Annotated in this window: 18 protein-coding genes, 1 tRNA gene and 1 riboswitch; all 19 genes read right to left on the reverse strand. The window is 32.1% G+C overall.

Annotation, left to right across the window (positions count from 1 at the left end):
* Positions 1 to 99: 99 nt before the first annotated feature.
* The 19 genes from SJY27_RS06855 to cysD all read right to left on the reverse strand — a co-directional run bounded on the left by SJY27_RS06855 (position 100) and on the right by cysD (position 21218).
* Positions 100 to 312 (reverse strand): hypothetical protein, encoded by a 213-nt coding sequence (locus SJY27_RS06855; protein WP_397447521.1) that lies wholly within the window; start codon positions 310 to 312, stop codon positions 100 to 102.
* A gap of 338 nt (positions 313 to 650) precedes the next feature.
* The gene (locus tag SJY27_RS06860; RefSeq protein WP_397447522.1) at positions 651 to 977 is read right to left on the reverse strand and encodes a nucleotide pyrophosphohydrolase; all 327 of its coding nucleotides are present in this window, start codon (positions 975 to 977) and stop codon (positions 651 to 653) included.
* A 130-nt stretch (positions 978 to 1107) separates the two neighbouring features.
* Positions 1108 to 1181: transfer RNA gene (locus SJY27_RS06865), tRNA-Asp, on the reverse strand.
* A 66-nt stretch (positions 1182 to 1247) separates the two neighbouring features.
* Entirely contained in the window at positions 1248 to 2165 is a 918-nt protein-coding gene (locus SJY27_RS06870; RefSeq protein WP_397447523.1) for a DUF58 domain-containing protein, read from the reverse strand.
* A complete protein-coding gene (locus tag SJY27_RS06875) occupies positions 2162 to 4738 on the reverse strand; it encodes a M1 family metallopeptidase (RefSeq protein WP_397447524.1) in 2577 nt (858 codons plus the stop codon). The genes SJY27_RS06870 and SJY27_RS06875 overlap by 4 nt, the downstream gene beginning before the upstream one ends.
* Positions 4739 to 4819: 81 nt before the next feature.
* Complete coding sequence (trxA, locus tag SJY27_RS06880; RefSeq protein ID WP_397447525.1) at positions 4820 to 5137, reverse strand: thioredoxin; 318 nt, start codon at positions 5135 to 5137, stop codon at positions 4820 to 4822.
* A gap of 189 nt (positions 5138 to 5326) precedes the next feature.
* Positions 5327 to 6280: a methylenetetrahydrofolate reductase [NAD(P)H] gene (gene metF / locus SJY27_RS06885; protein ID WP_397447526.1), complete on the reverse strand. Its 954-nt coding sequence runs from the start codon at positions 6278 to 6280 to the stop codon at positions 5327 to 5329.
* Positions 6281 to 6431: 151 nt separating this feature from the next.
* Positions 6432 to 9101 (reverse strand): methionine synthase, encoded by a 2670-nt coding sequence (metH, locus tag SJY27_RS06890; protein ID WP_397447527.1) that lies wholly within the window; start codon positions 9099 to 9101, stop codon positions 6432 to 6434.
* Positions 9102 to 9115: 14 nt separating this feature from the next.
* On the reverse strand, positions 9116 to 10129 hold the full coding sequence (locus SJY27_RS06895; protein ID WP_397447528.1) for a homocysteine S-methyltransferase family protein: 1014 nt from the start codon (positions 10127 to 10129) through the stop codon (positions 9116 to 9118).
* Positions 10130 to 10175: 46 nt separating this feature from the next.
* Positions 10176 to 10279: riboswitch (SAM riboswitch) on the reverse strand.
* A 62-nt stretch (positions 10280 to 10341) separates the two neighbouring features.
* Positions 10342 to 11229: a cysteine synthase CysM gene (gene cysM / locus SJY27_RS06900; protein ID WP_397447529.1), complete on the reverse strand. Its 888-nt coding sequence runs from the start codon at positions 11227 to 11229 to the stop codon at positions 10342 to 10344.
* Between the two features lie 4 nt (positions 11230 to 11233).
* Positions 11234 to 11992 (reverse strand): serine O-acetyltransferase EpsC, encoded by a 759-nt coding sequence (gene epsC, locus SJY27_RS06905; protein ID WP_397447530.1) that lies wholly within the window; start codon positions 11990 to 11992, stop codon positions 11234 to 11236.
* Between the two features lie 12 nt (positions 11993 to 12004).
* Positions 12005 to 12334, reverse strand: coding sequence for a 2Fe-2S iron-sulfur cluster-binding protein (locus SJY27_RS06910; RefSeq protein ID WP_397447531.1), 330 nt, complete (start codon positions 12332 to 12334; stop codon positions 12005 to 12007).
* 241 nt (positions 12335 to 12575) lie between these two features.
* The gene (locus SJY27_RS06915) at positions 12576 to 13712 is read right to left on the reverse strand and encodes an IS110 family transposase (protein ID WP_397445156.1); all 1137 of its coding nucleotides are present in this window, start codon (positions 13710 to 13712) and stop codon (positions 12576 to 12578) included.
* A gap of 394 nt (positions 13713 to 14106) precedes the next feature.
* A complete protein-coding gene (locus SJY27_RS06920) occupies positions 14107 to 15162 on the reverse strand; it encodes an NAD(P)/FAD-dependent oxidoreductase (protein ID WP_397447532.1) in 1056 nt (351 codons plus the stop codon).
* Positions 15163 to 15217: 55 nt separating this feature from the next.
* Positions 15218 to 15796, reverse strand: coding sequence for a bifunctional precorrin-2 dehydrogenase/sirohydrochlorin ferrochelatase (locus tag SJY27_RS06925; protein WP_397447533.1), 579 nt, complete (start codon positions 15794 to 15796; stop codon positions 15218 to 15220).
* The gene (gene cobA / locus SJY27_RS06930) at positions 15796 to 16572 is read right to left on the reverse strand and encodes a uroporphyrinogen-III C-methyltransferase (RefSeq protein ID WP_397447534.1); all 777 of its coding nucleotides are present in this window, start codon (positions 16570 to 16572) and stop codon (positions 15796 to 15798) included. Before cobA ends, SJY27_RS06925 begins: the two co-directional genes overlap by 1 nt.
* A gap of 4 nt (positions 16573 to 16576) precedes the next feature.
* Positions 16577 to 18679 carry a HEPN domain-containing protein gene (locus SJY27_RS06935; protein WP_397447535.1) on the reverse strand — a complete coding sequence of 701 codons (2103 nt, stop codon included), beginning with the start codon at positions 18677 to 18679 and terminating at the stop codon, positions 16577 to 16579.
* Positions 18680 to 18827: 148 nt separating this feature from the next.
* Positions 18828 to 20075, reverse strand: coding sequence for a sulfate adenylyltransferase subunit 1 (locus SJY27_RS06940; protein WP_397447905.1), 1248 nt, complete (start codon positions 20073 to 20075; stop codon positions 18828 to 18830).
* Between the two features lie 237 nt (positions 20076 to 20312).
* Positions 20313 to 21218 (reverse strand): sulfate adenylyltransferase subunit CysD, encoded by a 906-nt coding sequence (cysD, locus tag SJY27_RS06945; protein ID WP_397447536.1) that lies wholly within the window; start codon positions 21216 to 21218, stop codon positions 20313 to 20315.
* Positions 21219 to 21234 lie beyond the last annotated feature (16 nt).

Genomic DNA, 21234 nt, shown 5'->3' on the forward strand with positions numbered 1-21234 from the left:
TTCGTCTTAACACTACAAAAGTTTGATTGTTTCTTTTGTTAGTGTTTATATGACGATTAAAAGTAAAATATGTTACAACAATTTACTCTTATCGAAATGTTAATTTTTAGCTTGCTTTCGATATCTATAAATAGCAAAGAATAAAACACCGATTAAAATGTAAGGAAAAACCATTAAATAAGTAATACCATTATTAACACCCTCTGCTATAGAAACATCTCCATTTTCTACAACTGCCTTACACATAGCACATTGAGCATTGATTATTTGACCTACAAAAAGGGCTACAAAAAAAATAATTCTTTTCATCATATACTTTTAATATTATTTAGTTTCTAATACTACTAGCACCTAATAGTACATCTATTTTTTTAATTGTATTTCTTATTCCAATATTTAGATGAGCGCTTACTAAAATAATGGAAAATTCTAAAAAAAATAGCAAAAGCAAATGCTTGCATACAAATACTTAGCCACTGGAAATGAAATCAAACAAAAAGTACCATTAGTACCATTAACTTGAGCTACTGCAAACAATGCCATTAAAACTGGCATATAGATTACAAAGTATTTCCAAACAGGTGTTGTATTGATGTATTCAGTTTCTTCATTTAGATTATTAAGTTTCGTTTCAAGATTTTACAAACGCTTTACCTTAATTTTTCATTATTATGATGACGATTGTGGTCTCTCTTTGTTTTGATATCTAATTTCTTTTCAAAAGCGTCTTCTAAATCAATATCTGTTTGATTTGCCAAACACAACACCACAAACAGCACGTCTGCCAATTCTTCGCCTAAATCTTTATTTTTATCAGATTCTTTTTCGCTTTGCTCTCCATAACGTCTTGCAATAATTCTAGCCACCTCTCCTACTTCTTCCGTTAATTGAGCCATATTTGTTAGTTCGTTAAAATAACGAACTCCATGTTTTTTAATCCAATTATCTACTTGTTGTTGCGCTTTTTGTATACTCATTTTCTGCTATTAGAATTCTACAATCTGAATTATCAGAAATAAAAACTATTGTTTTAATTAGATACTATTTTTGTATTACAAAGATAAAAAGAAAAAAGTCCTTAACTTATAATGTTAAGGACTTTTTAAGCGGTCTGGACGGGACTCGAACCCGCGACCTCCTGCGTGACAGGCAGGCATTCTAACCAGCTGAACTACCAAACCGTTGCTAATAGCGGGTGCAAATATAATACACATTTTTATATTTGCAAACATAAATAGAAAAAAATATTAATTTTTTTTTCTTTGTAATAGATAAGCAGTCAAAACATCATCATAACCTTTATTAATATCTACAGGTACATAATCTATTTTATATTTTAAGCACTTGTTTTTTAAATCTTTAAAATAACTTAAAGCCAAGTCTTTATATTTTTCTTTCACATTTTCGGCATATACATTAATTTCTGCTCCAGTTTCTACATCAACAAATTTCTTTGGTGTATTATCAAAATTAAAATCAATTTCTGTTTTACTATCATAGGTATGAAACAAAACAACCTCATGTTTGTTATATTTTAAATGACGCAATGCATCAAATAAAGCTGTATTGTCTGCAGAAGTCTGAAACATATCTGTAAATAAAAAAATTAGCGAACGCCTGTGAATTTTTTCTGCAATTTCATGTAAATATTGATAAGTTTCTGTAGTTGCAGTTGATGCTGAAACTAGCAACTGCTCTAATTGATGTAGTAACATTTTTCGATGTCGATCACTTCCTTTTTCTGGTGCATAATATTCGTATCGATCAGAATAAATACTTAAACCAACTGCATCTCTTTGTTTTTTTAAAATTTCCATTAAAGACGCAGTGGCAATTACTGAAAAGCCCACCTTATTCAGATTATCTAAAGTTTGATTTTTTACAATTGGGTAATGCATAGATGCAGAATTATCTATAATAATATGACATCTTAAATTGGTTTCTTCTTCGTATTTTTTGGTGTATAGTTTTTCGGTTTTAGCAAATAACTTCCAGTCTATATGACGCGTACTTTCTCCTTTATTGTATAATTTATGTTCAGAAAACTCTACCGAAAATCCATGAAACGGACTTTTATGCATTCCTGTTATAAAGCCCTCAACCACTTGTTTAGCAAGCAATTCTAGGTTTTTAATTTCTGATGTTTTTACTTCAGATAAATTCATTCTTTTCTTTTAATTATTTGTGCTTTTTTTAAGTTATCTGTAACCTGCAATAACTTATTTATTAAAACAGGGTTATAATCTGGATTTTCGACTAAAAAATCTTTTAAAATACGGTATGCTTCTTTAGATGAGTAATTACCAATTGAAGACGCCAACCATCCTTTAGGAAAGAAAATATCACCCGTTAATTGTACTTCTTCTAACTTTCTTAAAATTGGTTGTAAGTGTTTAGACGCAGATGTTTGTTGTAAAGGATGATGTATATTATTCATAGCCGTTAATACCCAGGACTCATTTTCTCTATTTTTTTCATCCATTAGAGATAGCATAAAAGCATCTCTGACAGTAGATTTTAATGATAATGATGGTAACAACCAATTGAATCGTTTGGATCTATCTGGATTTGATATTCTAACTTGTTGTTGTTTTAAAATATGGTTTGCTCTTGGGTGCTTGTAGATAGCTAACTTCATTGCTAGTTTTGTGTAATCGTTTTCATTTAAAAATAGGTTTTTAATTTCGCCTTTTTTACTCCATAATGCATATAAAGTTTCTAACGATTTTGTTGTATAACCTTGTTGTAAATACAAGTTGTAGAGTATTTTTTTAATATTTTTTGGTTTATTTTCTATCAAACCTTTAAACAAAGCTTGTTCTGTTATAGACACCCAGTTGTTTTGCTGTTTTTCATTTAAAAAATGCCAAAAAATAATATTCATTCTATCACACAAATAATTTAAAATCAACTCGTTTTTCTCGTACTTTATGGCCTCTAAATAAAATTTATACACATCTAAAGGCTGGATATTACCAATTAACATATTTTCATATAAATTAATATATTGATAGCCTCTAGATACTTTATTTCTAATTTTTCTATAAGTATGTACCTCGTTTTTGTAAATAGGAAAAACACCATAACCAAAACCGTTTGTATTGTATAAAACCTGTGCTAGCTTAAAACCTTTTGCAGATGATGTAATGTCTAATGATTGTTCAATATTTGCGACGTTAATATTCTTTTTATAACCGTTTTTACCTATCAACCTAATTTTAAAAGATTGTGTCCATACTTTACGAGAGCCATCTTCTGCTTTTTGATGTATGATAAACTTTGTAATATTTCCTTTTTTATTCGTTTCTATTTCTTCATAAAAAATAGGTCTGCTTGAAGAATTTACCCAAACATCGCTCCAAATTTTAATATCTTTTGTAGATTTTTTATCTAAAATAGACACAAGGTCTCCCCAATCTGCATTTGTATTTTGATATGTTTTGATGTATTCTTGAACCCCTTCTTTAAAGGCATCTTGACCTAATAAATATTCTAATTGACGCATCATTATAGGTGCTTTATTATAAATAATTCTGCCATATAAGGACCCTGCATTTTTAAGATTGTCTAAGTTTTGACGAATAGGATTTGTACCTTTTGTTCTGTCTTCTGAATATGCATTTGGGTAATGACTCATCATAAAACTCAAATTATGATTGATTTTTGGATAGTAAGGATTTACTATTTTATCTGCCATAAAATTGGCAAAAACTTCTTTCATCCAAACGTCATTAAACCATTTCATGGTTACAAAATCTCCAAACCACATGTGTGATGTTTCGTGCGCAATTAATTTTGCTCTGCGTAACAATTGGTTTTGTGTTGCGTTTTTGTCTAAAAACAAAGAGGATTCCTTATATTGAATGGCGCCAACATGTTCCATACCCCCATATTGAAAAGCTGGAATTGTAGTAAAATCCATTTTTTGAAACGGAAATTTCTCATCAGTATAACTTTCTAAATAGTCTAGAGCATTTTGGTGAATCTTAAAAATTTTATCTAAGCTTTCATCAATCTTTGCTTTATCATTTTCACGATATAAAAAACGCATATCAAAAGCTCCTGGGTTTTTAGTTTCTTCTTTAAATTTACCAGCTACGAAAGAAAACAAATAGGTACTCATAAGATCTGTCGTTGCGAAAGTGTACTCCACAAAACCGTCAAGTTCTAAACTACTTTCTTCAAATGCACCTGTTAGAACTTTCCAGTCTTTAGGTGCAGTGATTTTTAAATTATAATTGGCTTTTAAATCTGGTTGATCAAAACAAGGAAACAAAGTACTTGCTCTATCTGGCACTAATAAAGTATATAAAAACTCATCGTTTCTATTTAATGATTTTTCTCCTGCATCAAAAAATATTTCCACTGTATTTTTACCTAAAACCAATTGCGTTTTATTATCGAGTACAATATGCTCTTCCTTACAGTTAAAAAATGCTTTATCTCCGTTAATTTTTATAGCGGTTAACTTTGATTCATCTTCATTAAAATCTAACAATACTGGTTTTTCTAAAGAATTTAATTTAAAAACAAGTTCTAATCGAGATGGAATCGTTTCCGATTTATTTTTGGGTATTTTAAAATGTAAATCATAAACAACATCAGTAATGTGTTGCTTTCTGTAGTTTGCTAATTCGTAGGAAACTCCTTTTTCTATTATAGAATTATTCTTGGTGTCTTCATTCTTACAAGACATTAACAAAAGACAATAAAATAAGATTAATGCATATAATTTCATAGAAAACGTTTGGATTACTAAAAATAAAAAAAGGTTTAGCGTTAGCCAAACCTTTTTTGTTTTATAAATTTTAAAAAACTACTATAAAGCAGCATCAATTTTACCAGAATATACATTTTTTGGTGCAACCCCTACTTGTTTATCAACTACTTCACCACCCTTAAAAATCAATACAGTTGGTATATTTCTTACACCATATTTTGCTGCAAATTCTTGATTAGCATCTACATCAACTTTCCCTACAACTGCTTTACCATCATATTCAGCATGAAGTTCATCTACAATTGGTCCTACCATTCTACATGGTCCACACCATGCTGCCCAAAAATCAACTAATACTGGTTTTTCTGATTTTAACACTACTTCTTCAAAAGTTGCGTCTGTAATTTCTAATGCCATTTATATCTTTTTTTATATTATTTTAAATTTTGATAGTCAAAAGTACACTTTTTATTTACTACTAAAATTTTTAAAAAATTGCTTTTTACTATCTATCTATCAATTGTTCTTATGCAAAGCTCTCGTTTTCACTGCAAATACAGTACTTATATCATTTAAATTTAACGATATTTAGAAGTTATTTTTCAATTAAAACAACTCAGAAGCAATAGCATGAATATTATCACTTTTACCCATAGAATAGTAATGCAAAACAGGTACACCTGCAGCTAATAATTCTTTAGATTGATTGATAGCAAACTCAATACCAACCTGACGCACATCTTTGTTTGTTTTACATTTTTCAACCTCATCAATTAAAATTTCTGGAATATCAATTCGAAACACCTGAGGCAATAATTGCAAATGACGTTTCACTGCAATAGGTTTTATTCCTGGAATAATTGGCACGTTAATACCTGCTTTTTTTGCAGCTTCTACAAACTCAAAATATTTTTGATTGTCAAAAAACATTTGCGTAACCACATAATTGGCACCAGCATCAACCTTTTCTTTTAAGCGTTTTAAATCGGTTTGTAAAGATGGCGCTTCTAAATGTTTTTCTGGATAACCTGCAACACCAATACAAAAATCTGAACAATTATTCGTTTCTACAACATCATGTAGGTACTTTCCTTCATTTAAATTATGAATCTGTTTTACTAAATCTTTAGCATAATGATTTCCATCTTTATTAGGTGTAAAATATTTTTGATGGCTCATTGCGTCTCCTCTCAACGCCATTACATTTTGGATTCCTAAGTAGTGGCAATCTACTAAAACGTATTCAGTTTCCTCTTTTGTGAAACCTCCACACAAAACATGAGGCACAGTATCTACATCGTATTTATGCTTAATTGCTGCACAAATACCCACAGTTCCTGGACGCATTCTGGTTATTTTTCTATCTAATAAACCCTCTTTTTCTATATACACGTACTCTTCTCTAGAGGTAGTAACGTCTATAAATGGAGGTTTAAATTCCATTAATGGATCGATATTATCATACAATTGTTGAATGCTATTCCCTTTTTTTGGCGGAATAATTTCAAACGAAAACAATGTTTTTCCGTTTGCTTCTTTAATGTGATCTGTAATTTTCATAAGTGCTGAACTTGTTTCAGTATAAGCCTCCCTATATCCCTCCAAAGGAGGGAAACTGTTGTGGGTTTTATTTCTAATTAGTTTTATTTTCTCTTTAATTATAATCTTTTACGCAATTGTTCCTTCCCTTTGGGAAGGTTAGGATGGGCTTTTATGCAAGAATTGGGTGCAACCACTTTTTAGCCTTTTCTTTTGTTATTCCTTTTCTTGTTGAATAATCAGTTACTTGGTCATCTGTAATTTTGCCCAAACCAAAATACTTTGCTTCTTTATTGGCAAAATAATATCCAGAAACAGCTGCTGCTGGCCACATTGCTAAACTTTCGGTTAAGGTTACTCCTATATTTTCTTTTACTTTTAATAAATCCCAAATCGTTTCTTTTTCTAAATGATCTGGACACGCAGGATAACCTGGTGCAGGACGAATGCCTTTATAGCTTTCCTTAATTAAATCATCGTTTGTTAAAGCTTCATCAGCATCATAACCCCAGTGTTTTGTTCTTATTTCTTTATGTAAATATTCAGCAAAAGCTTCTGCAAAACGATCTGCAATTGCTTGTGCCATAATTGCATTGTAATCGTCTTCTTTTGCTTTGTAACTATCTGCCAATTCTTGAGCGCCAAAAATAGCCACACAAAATGCACCAATATAATCTGTTTTACCAGTTTCTTTGGGAGCAATAAAATCTGCTAATGCTAAATTAGGGATACCTTCTCGCTTTTTTAATTGCTGACGTAAAGTTCTAAAAACGGCTACTTCTTTTCCTTTTTTCTGAACAGAAATATCATCATTATTTACAGCATTTGCTTCAAACAAACCAAAAATAGCTTTAGGTTTTAAGAGTTGTTTTGCAATAATTTCTTGCAACATTTTTTGAGCATCGTTAAACAACTCTGTTGCTTGTTCTCCAACCACTTTGTCTGTTAAAATTGCTGGGTATTTCCCGTGTAAATCCCAACTTCTAAAAAATGGACTCCAATCTATAAAAGGCACTAATTCTTTTAAACTTAATTGTTCTAAAGTCTGAATTCCTAATTGGTTTGGTTTTATAATTTCTGAAGTATTCCAATCGATTTTATATTTACGCTTGCGAGCTTCATCAATAGAAATATATGACTTTTCTTTACCTCGTTTTAAAAACTTGATTCTAAATTCGTCATACTCTTTTTTCAGTTTTGCTACATATTCATTAGACGTTTTCTTGTTTAATAAATCGCCTACAACAGTTACTGCTCTAGATGCATCATTTACGTGAACCACCGCGTTTTTATATTGTGTATCTATTTTAACAGCTGTGTGAGCTTTAGAGGTTGTAGCACCACCAATTAACAATGGAACTTCAAAATTTTGACGCTGCATTTCTTTGGCTAAATACACCATTTCATCTAAAGATGGTGTTATTAATCCACTTAAACCAATAGCATCTACTCTTTCATCTATAGCAGTTTGAATGATTTTTTCTGGTGGAACCATCACACCTAAATCTACAATTTCGTAGTTATTACAGGCTAAAACAACACTCACAATATTTTTACCAATATCATGTACATCCCCTTTAACAGTTGCCATTAAAATTTTACCAACGGGTTCTGATTTGTCAGATTTTTCAGCCTCAATAAATGGATTTAGATATGCAACAGCTTTTTTCATTACTCTTGCAGATTTTACTACTTGAGGCAAAAACATTTTTCCGGCTCCAAATAAATCGCCTACTACATTCATACCAATCATTAAATGACCTTCTATGACTTCTATAGGTGCATCAGCTTCTTGTCTTGCTTGCTCAACATCTTCTATAATAAAAGCATCAATACCTTTTACTAAGGCATGTGTAATTTTTTCTTGCAATGGATTTTCTCTCCAAGATAAATCTGCTCCAGCTTCTTTTTTAGAACCTTTAACTGTTTCAGCAAAATCTAGTAATCGTTCTGTAGCATCCTCTCTTCTATTTAAAATTACGTCTTCTACGTGCTCTAATAAATCTTTTGGAATATCATCATAAACCTCTAACAAAGCAGGATTTACAATTCCCATATTCATTCCGTTTTTTATGGCATGATATAAAAACACAGAGTGCATTGCTTCTCGAACACCATTGTTTCCTCTAAACGAAAATGACACGTTACTGACACCACCACTTACAGAAACATTGGGTAAATTTTCTCTTACCCATTTTGTAGCTTCAATAAAATCGATGGCATTTCTTTTGTGTTCATCCATTCCTGTTGCTACAGGAAAAATGTTTAAATCGAAAATGATATCCTCACTAGGAAAGCCGACTTTGTTCACTAAAACATCATAAGAACGTTTTGCAATTTCTATACGTCTTTCGTAATTATCTGCTTGCCCAACTTCATCAAAAGCCATTACAATTACTGCTGCACCATAACGTTTTATTTGTTTGGCTTCCCATATAAATTTTTCTTCTCCTTCTTTTAATGAAATGGAATTCACTACACATTTTCCTTGTACCACTTGCAGTCCAGCTTCTATGATTTCCCACTTAGAACTGTCAATCATAATTGGAACTCTACAAATATCTGGTTCTGCAGCAATTAAATTTAAAAAACGAACCATGGCTTCTTTTCCATCAATTAAGCCATCATCCATATTAATATCGATGATTTGTGCACCACCATCTACTTGATGTCTTGCAATATCTAATGCTTCGTCAAATTTTTCTTCTTTAATTAAACGCAAAAACTTACGAGAACCTGCCACATTTGTACGCTCACCAACATTGATAAAATTACTATTCTCATTTAAAACCAAAGGCTCTAAACCAGATAATTTCATGAATTTTGTTTGTTTCACTTTCATCTTCTTTTTTCCTTCTAATGTGATTCTGAAACAAGTTCAGAAAATTTTCTAGGTTTATATTTTGCTGCAATATTTGCGATAACGCTAATGTGTTCTGGGCTTGTTCCACAACATCCACCAATAATATTTATCAAATTCTTTTTTAGATATTCTTCAATTTGCTCTCCCATTTCTTCAGGAGATTCATCATATTCTCCAAATGCATTGGGTAATCCTGCATTTGGATGTGCAGAAACTGCAAACTCTGTTTTATTAGCAATAGCCTCTAAGTGTGGTTGTAATAAATTGGCTCCTAAAGCACAATTAAATCCTACAGATAATAATGGAATGTGAGAAACAGAAATTAAAAAAGCTTCTGCTGTTTGTCCTGATAAAGTTCTTCCTGAGGCATCTGTAATTGTTCCACTTAACATTACTGGAACTTGGATGTTACGTTCTTCTTTTACCTCTTCTATAGCAAATAACGCTGCTTTTGCGTTTAAGGTATCAAACACAGTTTCTACCAACAATAAATCTGCACCACCATCTAATAAAGCTTCAGCTTGTTGTTTATAAGCAATTCTTAATTCATCAAAAGTTACAGCTCTATATCCAGGATCATTTACATCTGGAGACATACTTGCAGTTCTGTTTGTTGGTCCCATAGAGCCTGCTACAAAACGTGGTTTGTGTGGTTCTTTCTCTGTAAACTCATCAGCAACTTCTTTGGCAATTTTTGCAGATTGATAGTTTAGTTCATAGACCAAATCTTCCATCTGATAATCTGCCATTGCAATTGTAGTTCCAGAAAAGGTATTGGTTTCTACAATATCTGCACCTGCTTCAAAATATTTTCCGTGAATGGTTTTTATAGCTTCTGGTTGTGTTATTGACAACAAATCATTATTACCTTGTAAAGGTGTTGGGTAGTCTTTAAAGCGTTCTCCTCTAAAATCTTCTTCTGTAAATTTATAAGCTTGAAGCATGGTACCCATTGCACCGTCTAAGACTAAAATTCTTTCTTGTAAAGCTTTATGTATGTTTGACATATTTTATTTTTCTTTAATATGTCATCAGGAAAAGTGAAATTTTTCGCTGTTATCTTTCAAGTAAATCTTGTAGAAAGTAGCACCTTTCTCAAAAACGAGAGGTTGCCAAGGTTTCACAGGGTCTATTCCCTCAACCTTTCGTGATAACATATTAATAAGTTTATGAACCAAATTTGAAACAAAGTAACGAACTTTTTTTTTTATTTTATAATTTATTCAAAGATATCTGATGATAAGTATCTGTCTCCTCTATCACATATTATAGCCACAACAACTCCTTTATCTATTGAATTGGCAATTTTTATAGCTGTAGCTACTGAACCTCCACTACTCATTCCTGAAAAAATACCTTCTTCTTGTGCCAAACGAATGGTCATTGCTTTAGCTTCTTCTTCACTAACTTCTATAACTTGATCTATTTTGTTTGCCTTAAAAATTGCAGGTAAATATTCTTCTGGCCATTTTCTGATTCCTGGGATTTTAGCACCATCTTTTGGTTGTGCTCCAATAATTTGAATATTTTCATTCTTTCCTTTTAAAAAGTCTGAAACACCTGTAATGGTTCCTGTAGTACCCATTGCTGAGACAAAATGGGTTACTTGGCCTTCTGTATCTCTCCAAATTTCTGGACCTGTAGTGTTGTAATGTGCTTTCGGATTATCGAAATTATCAAACTGATTTAATCTAAAATATCCTTTTTTATATTTTAACTTTAAAGCGTGATCAATTGCACCTTCCATTCCTTTATCAGCAGGTGTTAAAATTACTTTTGCACCATAAGCACGCATTGTTTTTACACGTTCAATGGTTGAATTTTCTGGCATTGTAATCACCATATTTACTCCTAATACTTTAGCCATTAACGCTAAAGCAATTCCTGTATTACCACTAGTTGCCTCAACTAAAGTATCACCTTTTTTTATATTTTTTCTTTTGATGGCTTCAGAAATCATATAATAAGCAGCTCTATCTTTAACACTTCCTCCAGGATTATTTCCTTCTAACTTTAACAATAATGTTACTCCGTCTTTTTGAAATATATTTTGAGCTTCCACTAAAGGGGTATTTCCAACAAAATCTATAATACTTTTAGTTTTCATCTTTCTATTTTCTCTTTTGAAATATTTTATTTTCTGATTGTACTGTAACCACAGAATTTTCTGATACTGATTCTGTAATGCATACATTTGCACCGATTACAGAATTTGCACCTATAACAACATCACCTCCTAAAATAGTGGCATTTGCATAAATAACCACTCCATTTTCTATGGTTGGATGTCTTTTGGTTGATGCTAAACTTTTCTTTACTTGAATTCCACCTAATGTAACACCCTGAAAAATTTGTACATCATTCTTTATGATGGTAGTTTCTCCGATGACAATGCCTGTTGCGTGATCTATAAAAAAAGAATCCCCTATTTCTGCTCCTGGATGAATATCTGTACCTGTGGTACTGTGTGCAAATTCGCTCATCATTCTAGGTAAAATAGGCACATTCAATTGTAGTAATTGATGACTTAAACGATGTACAGCAATAGCGTAAAAACCAGGATACGCTAAATACACTTCTTCTAAACTTTTAGAAGCAGGATCATTTTTATGAGCAGCCAAAGCGTCTAAATCTAATTTTTCTCTGATATCTGTAAAATGATTTTCATAAGCTGACCAAATTTCTTCGGCATTTTGAATTGCTAATCTTTCTAAAATTTTTAAAAACTGTGTTTTTGTTTTATTTCCACTTTCAGACAAATGATTTACATCGAACAAATTATTAATTAATTGCTTCGTAAAAGTTGCTACAGCATCTCGCAAACACATGCTGTAATTTTTAAATGCAACTATAGGCGCTACTTGTTTCATTAATAATAATAATTATGCTTCTGGAGCTAATTCTACTTCTAACCCGTCAATTTCTGGAGTCATTTGTATTTGACAGCCTAGCCTGCTATTATCTTCTACATTAAATGCTTCTGCTAACATTGCATCTTCATCATCTGACATTTCAGGTAATTCGTGATCTGATGTAACATAACACTGACATGAAGCACACATGGCCATACCACCACAAATACCAATGGTGCCCTCTTCTGCTAATTCATACGAACGTACAATTTCCATTAGGTTCATTGCCATATCTGTTGGCGCTACTACCTCATGAGTTACACCATTTCTGTCTGTTATTTTAATATTGATGTCTTGCATCTTTTTGAGTCATTAGATTTTAGTCGTTTGCTATTCGCAACTACTTGCTTTTTATAATAAGTCTGCAAAGTTAAGTAATCCTGACAATTTTAAGTTTGAAACCGTCAAGTTTTTAAAAACCCGCACAATTTTTACACTTTTAAATTTGCGTTTTTCTCTGATAAAACAATTCATCTCAAACAAGTTTAGGTACTATCTTTAATTCCTAATTTTATTCTATTAATTTTTCATTATTTTTGTTTTAACAGAGAGGAAACACACTGTGATCATTCACTGGAAGTTTACCTTGTGTAGCCTCAATTTTATTGGGGCTACTTTTTATGCCTTTTTCAAAGGCAAACAGAGAGTAAAGCTCCTGCTCCTCTTCTTGGAATTTCACCTTATAGTTTGGATCATAAGCTTCGTTTTTGTTCCATAAATAATAAATCATTGTTAATAGCTTTTTCTGAACAGCAACATAGCTTTTCATCTTAATTCCGTGCTTTTTATAAGTTCTATCATATAAATCTTTAAATTGTTGTACTTCACATTGAATAACAACTAAAGAAGGCATATACAAGGCTCGTCGGATTCTGGAATTTCCTCTTTTCGATATTTTTGTCTTTCCAACTCTAGTTCCAGATTGTGCTTCAACCACATCAAAACCTGCATAAGAGACTACTTGTTTGTAATTATTGAAGAGTGTAAATCCATTCGTTTCTGCAAGAATTACCGAAGTTGTTAAAATACCTAAACCTTTGATAGTGCAAATATTTTCAACTTTTTCTAAAACTTCTTTATTAGACGCTATATGTCCTAAAATCGCTTTATCTAATTCTTTAATTTGTGATTCAAACAAACTAATATTTTCTTTTAATTGTGCTGTGACAGAAGCTAGCTGATGCATTGCGTGACTTAAAGCATCTAATTGATTTTTAATAATTGTTTTTAATTCCGTGAGATTTTGACGCTGTCTTGTTAACAAACGCAATTCATAGAAAAAAACACCCATAGGTTCCCAAGCTTGTAAACATTGTTCAGCCCCCATTTGTGATAATCCTTTGGCATCAATAGAATCGTTTTTAGATTTTAAACCCAAACAGTCTAAATATTTTTTTGCCTTATTTGGCAAAATAATAGAAACTGTAAATCCTTTTTCGTGCAAAAAATAAGCACAGTTTTCGTGATAAATACCTGTAGCTTCCATACATATTACTACTGGAATTGAATCTTTTTGATGTTTTAAAATCCAAACTATTAAATCCTCAAATCCCTTTTTTGTGTTTAAAATCTTTTTGCTAGATTTTACAATTACTCTTTGTCTTTGATCGATAACGCTTATGCAAGCATCAATCTTTTTACTCGAAACATCTAAACCTACTGAATACTTTAAATTCATCTTTTAATATTTTAGGATAAACAAAAAAATTACAAGGGTCTTCGCTCATTTTTTATGCAGCATCTAATTTGTAAAACTAGTGCTTAAGTACTATTGAAACTTAAATGTAATTAAAACCAAGTAGATTAGCCTAAAGTCCACAATATCATCAACAGATGTATTTCGCCCAGATACAATTTTGCTACTTGGTCTTGTTTATCAATTTCTAATTCTAAAGATAGAAAATTTAGATATCTTTGAATATAACAAAGATATGAGCCCAGATTGAAGCATTTGTTTGAGCTCTTTTTGCCTTTTTTGGCAAAAAAGCGAGTGCTGAAAGCTGGAAATAGCTTCTTAAAAATCTTATTTTTTTAGTCAAACCTACAAGGTTTTAGAAACCTTGAAGGAAAAATTAATTTATTGCTTTAACGACTGCTTTTGGCGCCTCTTTTTTAGTTCCGTCAAAACCTTGAACGCCACCAACTGTGGTATATTTCATTACATACTTTTTATCTGGAAAAATTCTCTTATACGCACTTTGACACATTAAAGTTGCTTCGTGGAAACCACATAAAATCAATTTTAATTTTCCTGGATATGTATTTACGTCACCAATTGCGTAAATTCCAGGAATATTGGTTTGATAATCTAGAGCGTTGTTTACTTTAATGGCATTTTTCTCGATTTCTAAGCCCCAGTTACCAATTGGCCCCAATTTTGGTGATAAACCGAATAAAGGAATAAAGTGATCTGTATCAATAATAAAAGCATCTTCACCTTTTTTCTCCACTGCAACACCAGTAACTTTATCTGTACCAATAATTCCTTTTACTTCTGCAGGTGTAATGATATTAATCTTTCCTAGGTTCTTTAATTCTTGGGCTTTTTCTACGGAATCTAAGGCACCTCTGAACTCATTTCTTCTGTGAATTAAAGTTACTTCTGATGCCACATCTGACAAGAAAATTGCCCAGTCTAAAGCAGAATCTCCACCTCCAGAAATTACAACTCTCTTATCTCTATACAACTCTGGTTCTTTGATGATATACTCAACCCCTTTATCTTCAAAATCTGCAATATTAGCAATCAATGGTTTTCTTGGTTCAAACGAACCTAAACCACCAGCAATTGCAACTACTTTTGCGTGGTGTTTTGTGCCTTTATTTGTGGTTACAATAAAAGTTCCATCTTCTTGTTTATCAATAGTATCCGCTCTTTCTCCTAAGGTAAAGCCAGGTTCAAATTGTTTGATTTGCTCCATTAATTTATGCGTTAAATCTCCTGCTAAAATCTCTGGGTAAGCAGGAATATCATAAATTGGTTTTTTGGGATAAATTTCTGAACACTGACCACCTGGTTGTGGTAAAGCATCTATTAAATGACACTTTAATTTTAATAAACCTGCTTCAAAAACTGTAAATAATCCTGTTGGTCCTGCTCCGATAATTAGAATGTCTGTTTGTATCATAATCTACTTTTTGTAGACCTTTCCGGTTTTTAAAACCTGAAAGGTCTCAATCTTTCTACTTTTTTTCTACTAAACTTTTGGTAAACTCGTTTAGTTTTTCCACTTTTTCCTCAAAGTTTCCTTTGATGGTTTTTCTATATTCGTTTAAATTCTGTACTAAATCGTCGATATTTTCTGGAATTACTTCCTCGAAAAATTGACGTAATCTTTTGGCTGTTGTTGGCGATTTTCCGTTGGTAGAAATTGCCACTTTTACATTTCCTTTGGTTACAATTCCGCCCATATAAAAATCACAATATGGAGGGTTATCAGCAACATTTACCAATTTAGCTTCTGCTCTACAATCTTTCCAAACTTGTACATTTACTTCAGGGATATCTGTAGTTGCCACTACAATGTGTCGTCCGTCTAAGTATTTTTTATGATATACATCTTTAATCAATGTAACACAGCCTTTTTTTGCTAAAGCAATTGTTCCTTCTCTAAACATTGGTGAAACCATGGTTACTTTTGCATCTGGACTCGATTTTAATAAGAACGTTAGTTTTTCTTCTGCAACAAATCCTCCACCTATAATTAGAAAGTTTAAGTTTTTTGCTTTTAAGAAAATTGGATATAAATTATTTCTTTCCATTATACCAAACCTCTTAAATCATTCGCATAAAACTCGTGTAATTCTAAAATACTTTGACGATGATTTACAACTTCACCTAACAAAATAATAGCTGGATTTCTCAATCCTTTTTCTGCAACAATATGTTCTATAGTATCAACAGTTCCAATTCCGATTTTTTCATCTGGTCTTGTTCCGTTTTGAATAATAGCAACAGGCAAATCATTTTTACCTTCCGCTTGAAACAACTCTACAATTTGTGGCAATTTGCTCATTCCCATCAACACAACTACAGTTGCATTGGATTTTGCTGCTAGCTTGATATCTTCTGATATTTTATGTTCTTTGGTTGTGCCTGTAATTACCCAAAAACTTTCTGAACTTCCTCTTTTGGTAACTGGTATATTTTGATTAGCAGCCACTGCCATTGATGATGAAATACCAGGAACCATAGCAACTTCTACTCCAAAATTTGCAGCGTATTCCATTTCTTCTGCACCTCTACCAAAAATAAATGGATCACCACCTTTTAAACGAACAACATGTCCATTTGATTTTGCTCGAGCAACAATCAATTCGTTAATTTGTTCTTGTTGATATTTATAACAACCTCTTCGCTTTCCAACAAAAATTTGTTCTGCTTCTGGGTTAATATAATCTAACAATTCTTCGTTTACCAACGCATCATACAACACTACATCAGCAGATTTTAATACTTTAATTGCTTTTACTGTGATTAAATCTACATCTCCAGGACCAGCACCAACAACGGTTAATTTTGGGATTTTGAAATTCATTTTTTTAGATTACAGTTTCAGCTAAAGTATTAGATAATTCTCTAAATTTTTTCACTTTATGCAGAAAATCTTCTGAATCTTTAATATATTTTAAACAAAATTCTTTAGTAGGTGCATTTTTATTAATCTGATAAATTAGCTCACTGAAAGTTGAATTTAACTTAATTTTTCCTGAAGCTACAAATAACTCATCAAATTGTTTTATGATACCTGCGTGTGTGTTGGTTTTTTTACTTTCTGCCAGCAACATTGCTTTGGCAGTATTTACTAAAGATTGATATGCATAATAAATAGCCCCAGAATACACTTGATTTTCGTAAGATTCTTTTGCGTTCTCAATCTTTTCTTCACTTTCTAAAAATAAAGTTGCAATTAAATCGATAACTACACCTGCACATTCACCAACTCCAATTGCTTTTACATACTTTTCTTCTTCACCCCAATCAATAAAATCTTCTTGAGTTAAGTTGGTTACATCTTGTAAATCTTGTAAGAAATTATAAAAATATTTTTCTCCTTTTTCTTTATAGTATTCAACAAACTGTTTTCCGTTAGCATTAGCTTCATAATCATCAAAAATTCTACGTAATGCTTCTGGTCCTCTTCTACTTGGTACTTTTACAACTTTATCTGCAAAAACCGCATTTCCATCACCTAAATTACCACCACCTAACAATACCTGTAATGCTGGTGCAACTAGTTTATCCTTAGTTCTTACAGTCATTCCTTGAAAACCAATATTAGCCATATTGTGTTGTCCACAAGCATTCATACATCCACTAATTTTTATCACCAAATCTTGGTTTTCTAAATACTGAGGATATTCTGCCGCAATAACCCTTTCTAACTCCTCTGCAATACCAGTACTACTTGCAATTCCTAAATTACACGTATCTGTACCTGGACAAGCTGTAATATCTACTGCTTTATTATAACCTGCCTCAACAAATCCTAATTTTTCCAATTCTTGATAGAAATAAGGTACTAAATCTTCTTTTACAAAAGGAATTACAATATTTTGACGTAACGTTAATCTTACTTCTCCAGCTGCATATTCATCTACTAAATTGGCTAATAAACGTGCTTTATCTGTATAAAAATCTCCTAATAATACTTTAATTCCGATAGCAACATAACCTTCTTGTTTTTGCGGAATGATGTTGGTTGATTTCCACAATTCAAAAGCAGTTTGATCTTTAATAGTAGCTTCTGGAGCTTTAATAGAAACTGGTTCTGATGGCACATAACTATCTGCATCAATTGCTACACTTTTGAATTCTATGGCTTTTTGTTCTTGTGCAATCAATTCTCTAAAAGCATCTAAACCAATATCTTTTAATAAGAATTTCATTCTAGCTTTCGCTCTACTTTTACGTTCACCATATCTATCAAAAATTCTTAAAACACCTTCCATTACTGGAATGATTTTATCTGATGGTAAAAAATCATATAATACATCTGCATGTCTAGGTTGAGAACCTAAACCTCCACCAACCATTATTTTAAAACCTCTTACACCATATTGAATTTTAGCAATATAGCCTAAATCGTGCATATAAGACAAGCCAGTATCTTCGTCTGTAGAAGAAAAAGAAACTTTGAATTTACGTCCCATTTCTTGGCAAATTGGGTTACGCAAAAAGAATTTATACAATGCATCTGCATACGGAGAAACATCAAAAGGCTCGTTTACATCAATCCCAGCTGTTTCTGACGCAGTTACATTTCTAACTACATTACCACAAGCTTCTCTTAAGGTTACATCATCTCTTTCTAATTCTGCCCACAACTCTGGAGTTCTGTTTAAGTCTACATAGTGAATTTGAATATCTTGACGTGTTGTGATATGTAATCTACCTCTTGAATACTCATCAGAAACCTCAGAAATTCTACGTAGTTGATTACTTTTTAGTTTACCATAAGGTACTTTAATACGAATCATTTGAACGCCTTCTTGACGTTGCCCATAGACACCTCTTGCTAAACGTAAACTTCTAAATTTTTCTTCGTCTATTTGTAGGTTATTGAATGCTGCAATTTTTTCTGCCAATTCAATAATATCCTTTTCTACTACCGGATTTTCTATTTCTGTTCTAAAACTCTGCATACTAAAGCCTAAACTAACCTTCTTTTTTAGAAGGAATTCTTACTTGGCTGTAAGAATATTGTTATTAATTCTTTTTCCCCTATAGGAATAGTAGATATTTATACTAATCACTAACTATCTCCAAGACAATTTCAATTTTAATATTCTGTTACTTGATAAAACCTACACCAACCGTATTATTGGTTTTTGGATTGATTAAAATAAACGACCCATTAGATTTATTATCCTTGTAAGCATCAAAAGATAATGGCTTACTTAATTTCAATTGGATGTCACCAATTTGATTTAATGCTAGTTCCGATGGATTTTCTTCTACACCAGAAAAATCAGTTTTGATAATACTTGACAACTGCATTATTTTTGCTTGTGCATCATTTACACCGTGTTTGATGTAATATTTTTGTGATGCTTGCAAAGGCTCCTTATCCATCCAACAAATGGTAGCATCTAATTGTTTTGCAATAGTTGGTTGCTCATCTACTTTTACCAACATATCTCCTCTACTTACATTTACATTATCTTCTAAAGTGATGGTTACAGAACTTCCTCTTTTTGCTTTTTGAAATTCTTTATCAAAGAAATTAATGCTCTTTATTTTTGATTTAGTTAACGATGGCAATACTGCAATTGCATCACCTACCTCAAAATCACCTCCATAAATCTTTCCTGCATACCCTCTGTAATCGTGATATTCATCAGTTTTTGGTCTGATCACCGTTTGTACTGGAAAACGTGTTTGAGAAACATCATTGATATCATCTGCATCTAATCTTTCTAAATGATGCATTAATGTTTCTCCTTGATACCAAGGCATATTATCAGACTTATCTACCACATTATCACCTTTTAAAGCCGATAAAGGAATGAATGTTAAATTCTGATTTTTATACTCACTTTTACTTGCTAAATATTCGATTTCTCCTTTGATTACATTGAATTTTTCCTCTGAAAAATCAACCAAATCCATTTTATTAATTGCAATTACAACATCTTTAATTCTCAATAAATTATTGATAAAGAAGTGCCTATACGTTTGCTCTACGACACCATTTCTAGCATCAATTAAAACAATAGAAGCTTGTGCAGTAGAAGCACCAGTAACCATGTTTCTGGTATATTCTATATGGCCAGGTGTATCTGCAATGATGAAGCTCTTTTTTCTGGTTGAAAAATAAATATGCGCTACATCAATCGTGATTCCTTGTTCACGTTCTGCAACTAAACCATCTGTTGCTAAAGAAAAATCTAGATAATCAAATCCTCTTTGACGACTTTTTTCTTCAATAGCTTCTAATTTATCATCAGTTAGTGATTTTGTATCGTATAAAATACGACCAATTAAGGTACTTTTACCATCATCTACACTGCCTGCTGTTGCTATTTTTAAGTGCCCCAACCCAGCCTTCCCCAAAGGGGAAAGAGTTGAGTTTGTTTGTGTTTTATTGCTATTCATAATTCAAGTCCATCCTAACCTTCCCATTTCGACTGCGCTCAATGCAGACTTTAGGAAGGAACACTCTTGTGGAAAGTGTTGTTTCTACTAATTTTTACCAATATTTTTATTATACCTACAAGGTTTTTGAAACCTTGCAGGATGTTGCTTCCGATTTTACCCCCTTTGAGGGAAAGGGGGCTAAAAATACCCCTGTTGTTTTCTTTTTTCCATTGCTGCTTCAGAACGCTTATCATCAATTCTTGCGCCTCTTTCTGAAATGGAAGAATCTCTAATTTCTTCTACAACTTTTACAATATCTACTGCGTCTGATAATACTGCTGCAGTACAGCTCATATCGCCAACAGTTCTAAAACGCACCATTCTTTCTATAACTTCTTCTTCTTCATCTCTATACACCACCTCATCATCTGCAGACCAAATCATTCCATCACGAACAAATGTTTTTCTTTTATGCGCAAAATAAATAGATGGGATTTCAATATCTTCTTGTTCAATATAAGACCAAACGTCTAATTCTGTCCAGTTAGAAATTGGAAATACACGTACATTTTGACCTAAATCAATGCGTCCATTTAACATATCAAATACTTCTGGACGTTGGTTTTTTTCATCCCATTGTCCAAAATCGTCTCTTACAGAAAAGATTCTCTCTTTTGCTCTTGCTTTTTCTTCATCTCTTCTTGCACCTCCTATACAAGCATCAAAACCAAATTCTTCTATAGCATCTAATAAAGTTTCTGTTTGCAACATATTTCTACTTGCATACCTTCCTGTTTCTTCTTTAACTCTACCAGAATCGATATTGTCTTGTACATTTCTTACAATCAATTCAACACCTAATTCCTTTACTAATCGATCTCTAAATTCGATAGTTTCTGGAAAATTGTGGCCAGTATCAATATGCATTAAAGGAAAAGGAATTTTTGCTGGAAAAAATGCCTTTTGTGCCAATCGCACTAAAGTAATACTGTCTTTCCCGCCAGAAAATAATAGTACCGGTTTTTCGAACTGCGCTACTACTTCTCTGAAAATAAAAATTGCTTCACTTTCTAAAGCATCTACTTGTATTGTATTTTGACTCATAAAAAAGGCCCATCCT

Source organism: Polaribacter sp. R77954 (assembly GCF_044595335.1).
Lineage (GTDB): Bacteria > Bacteroidota > Bacteroidia > Flavobacteriales > Flavobacteriaceae > Polaribacter.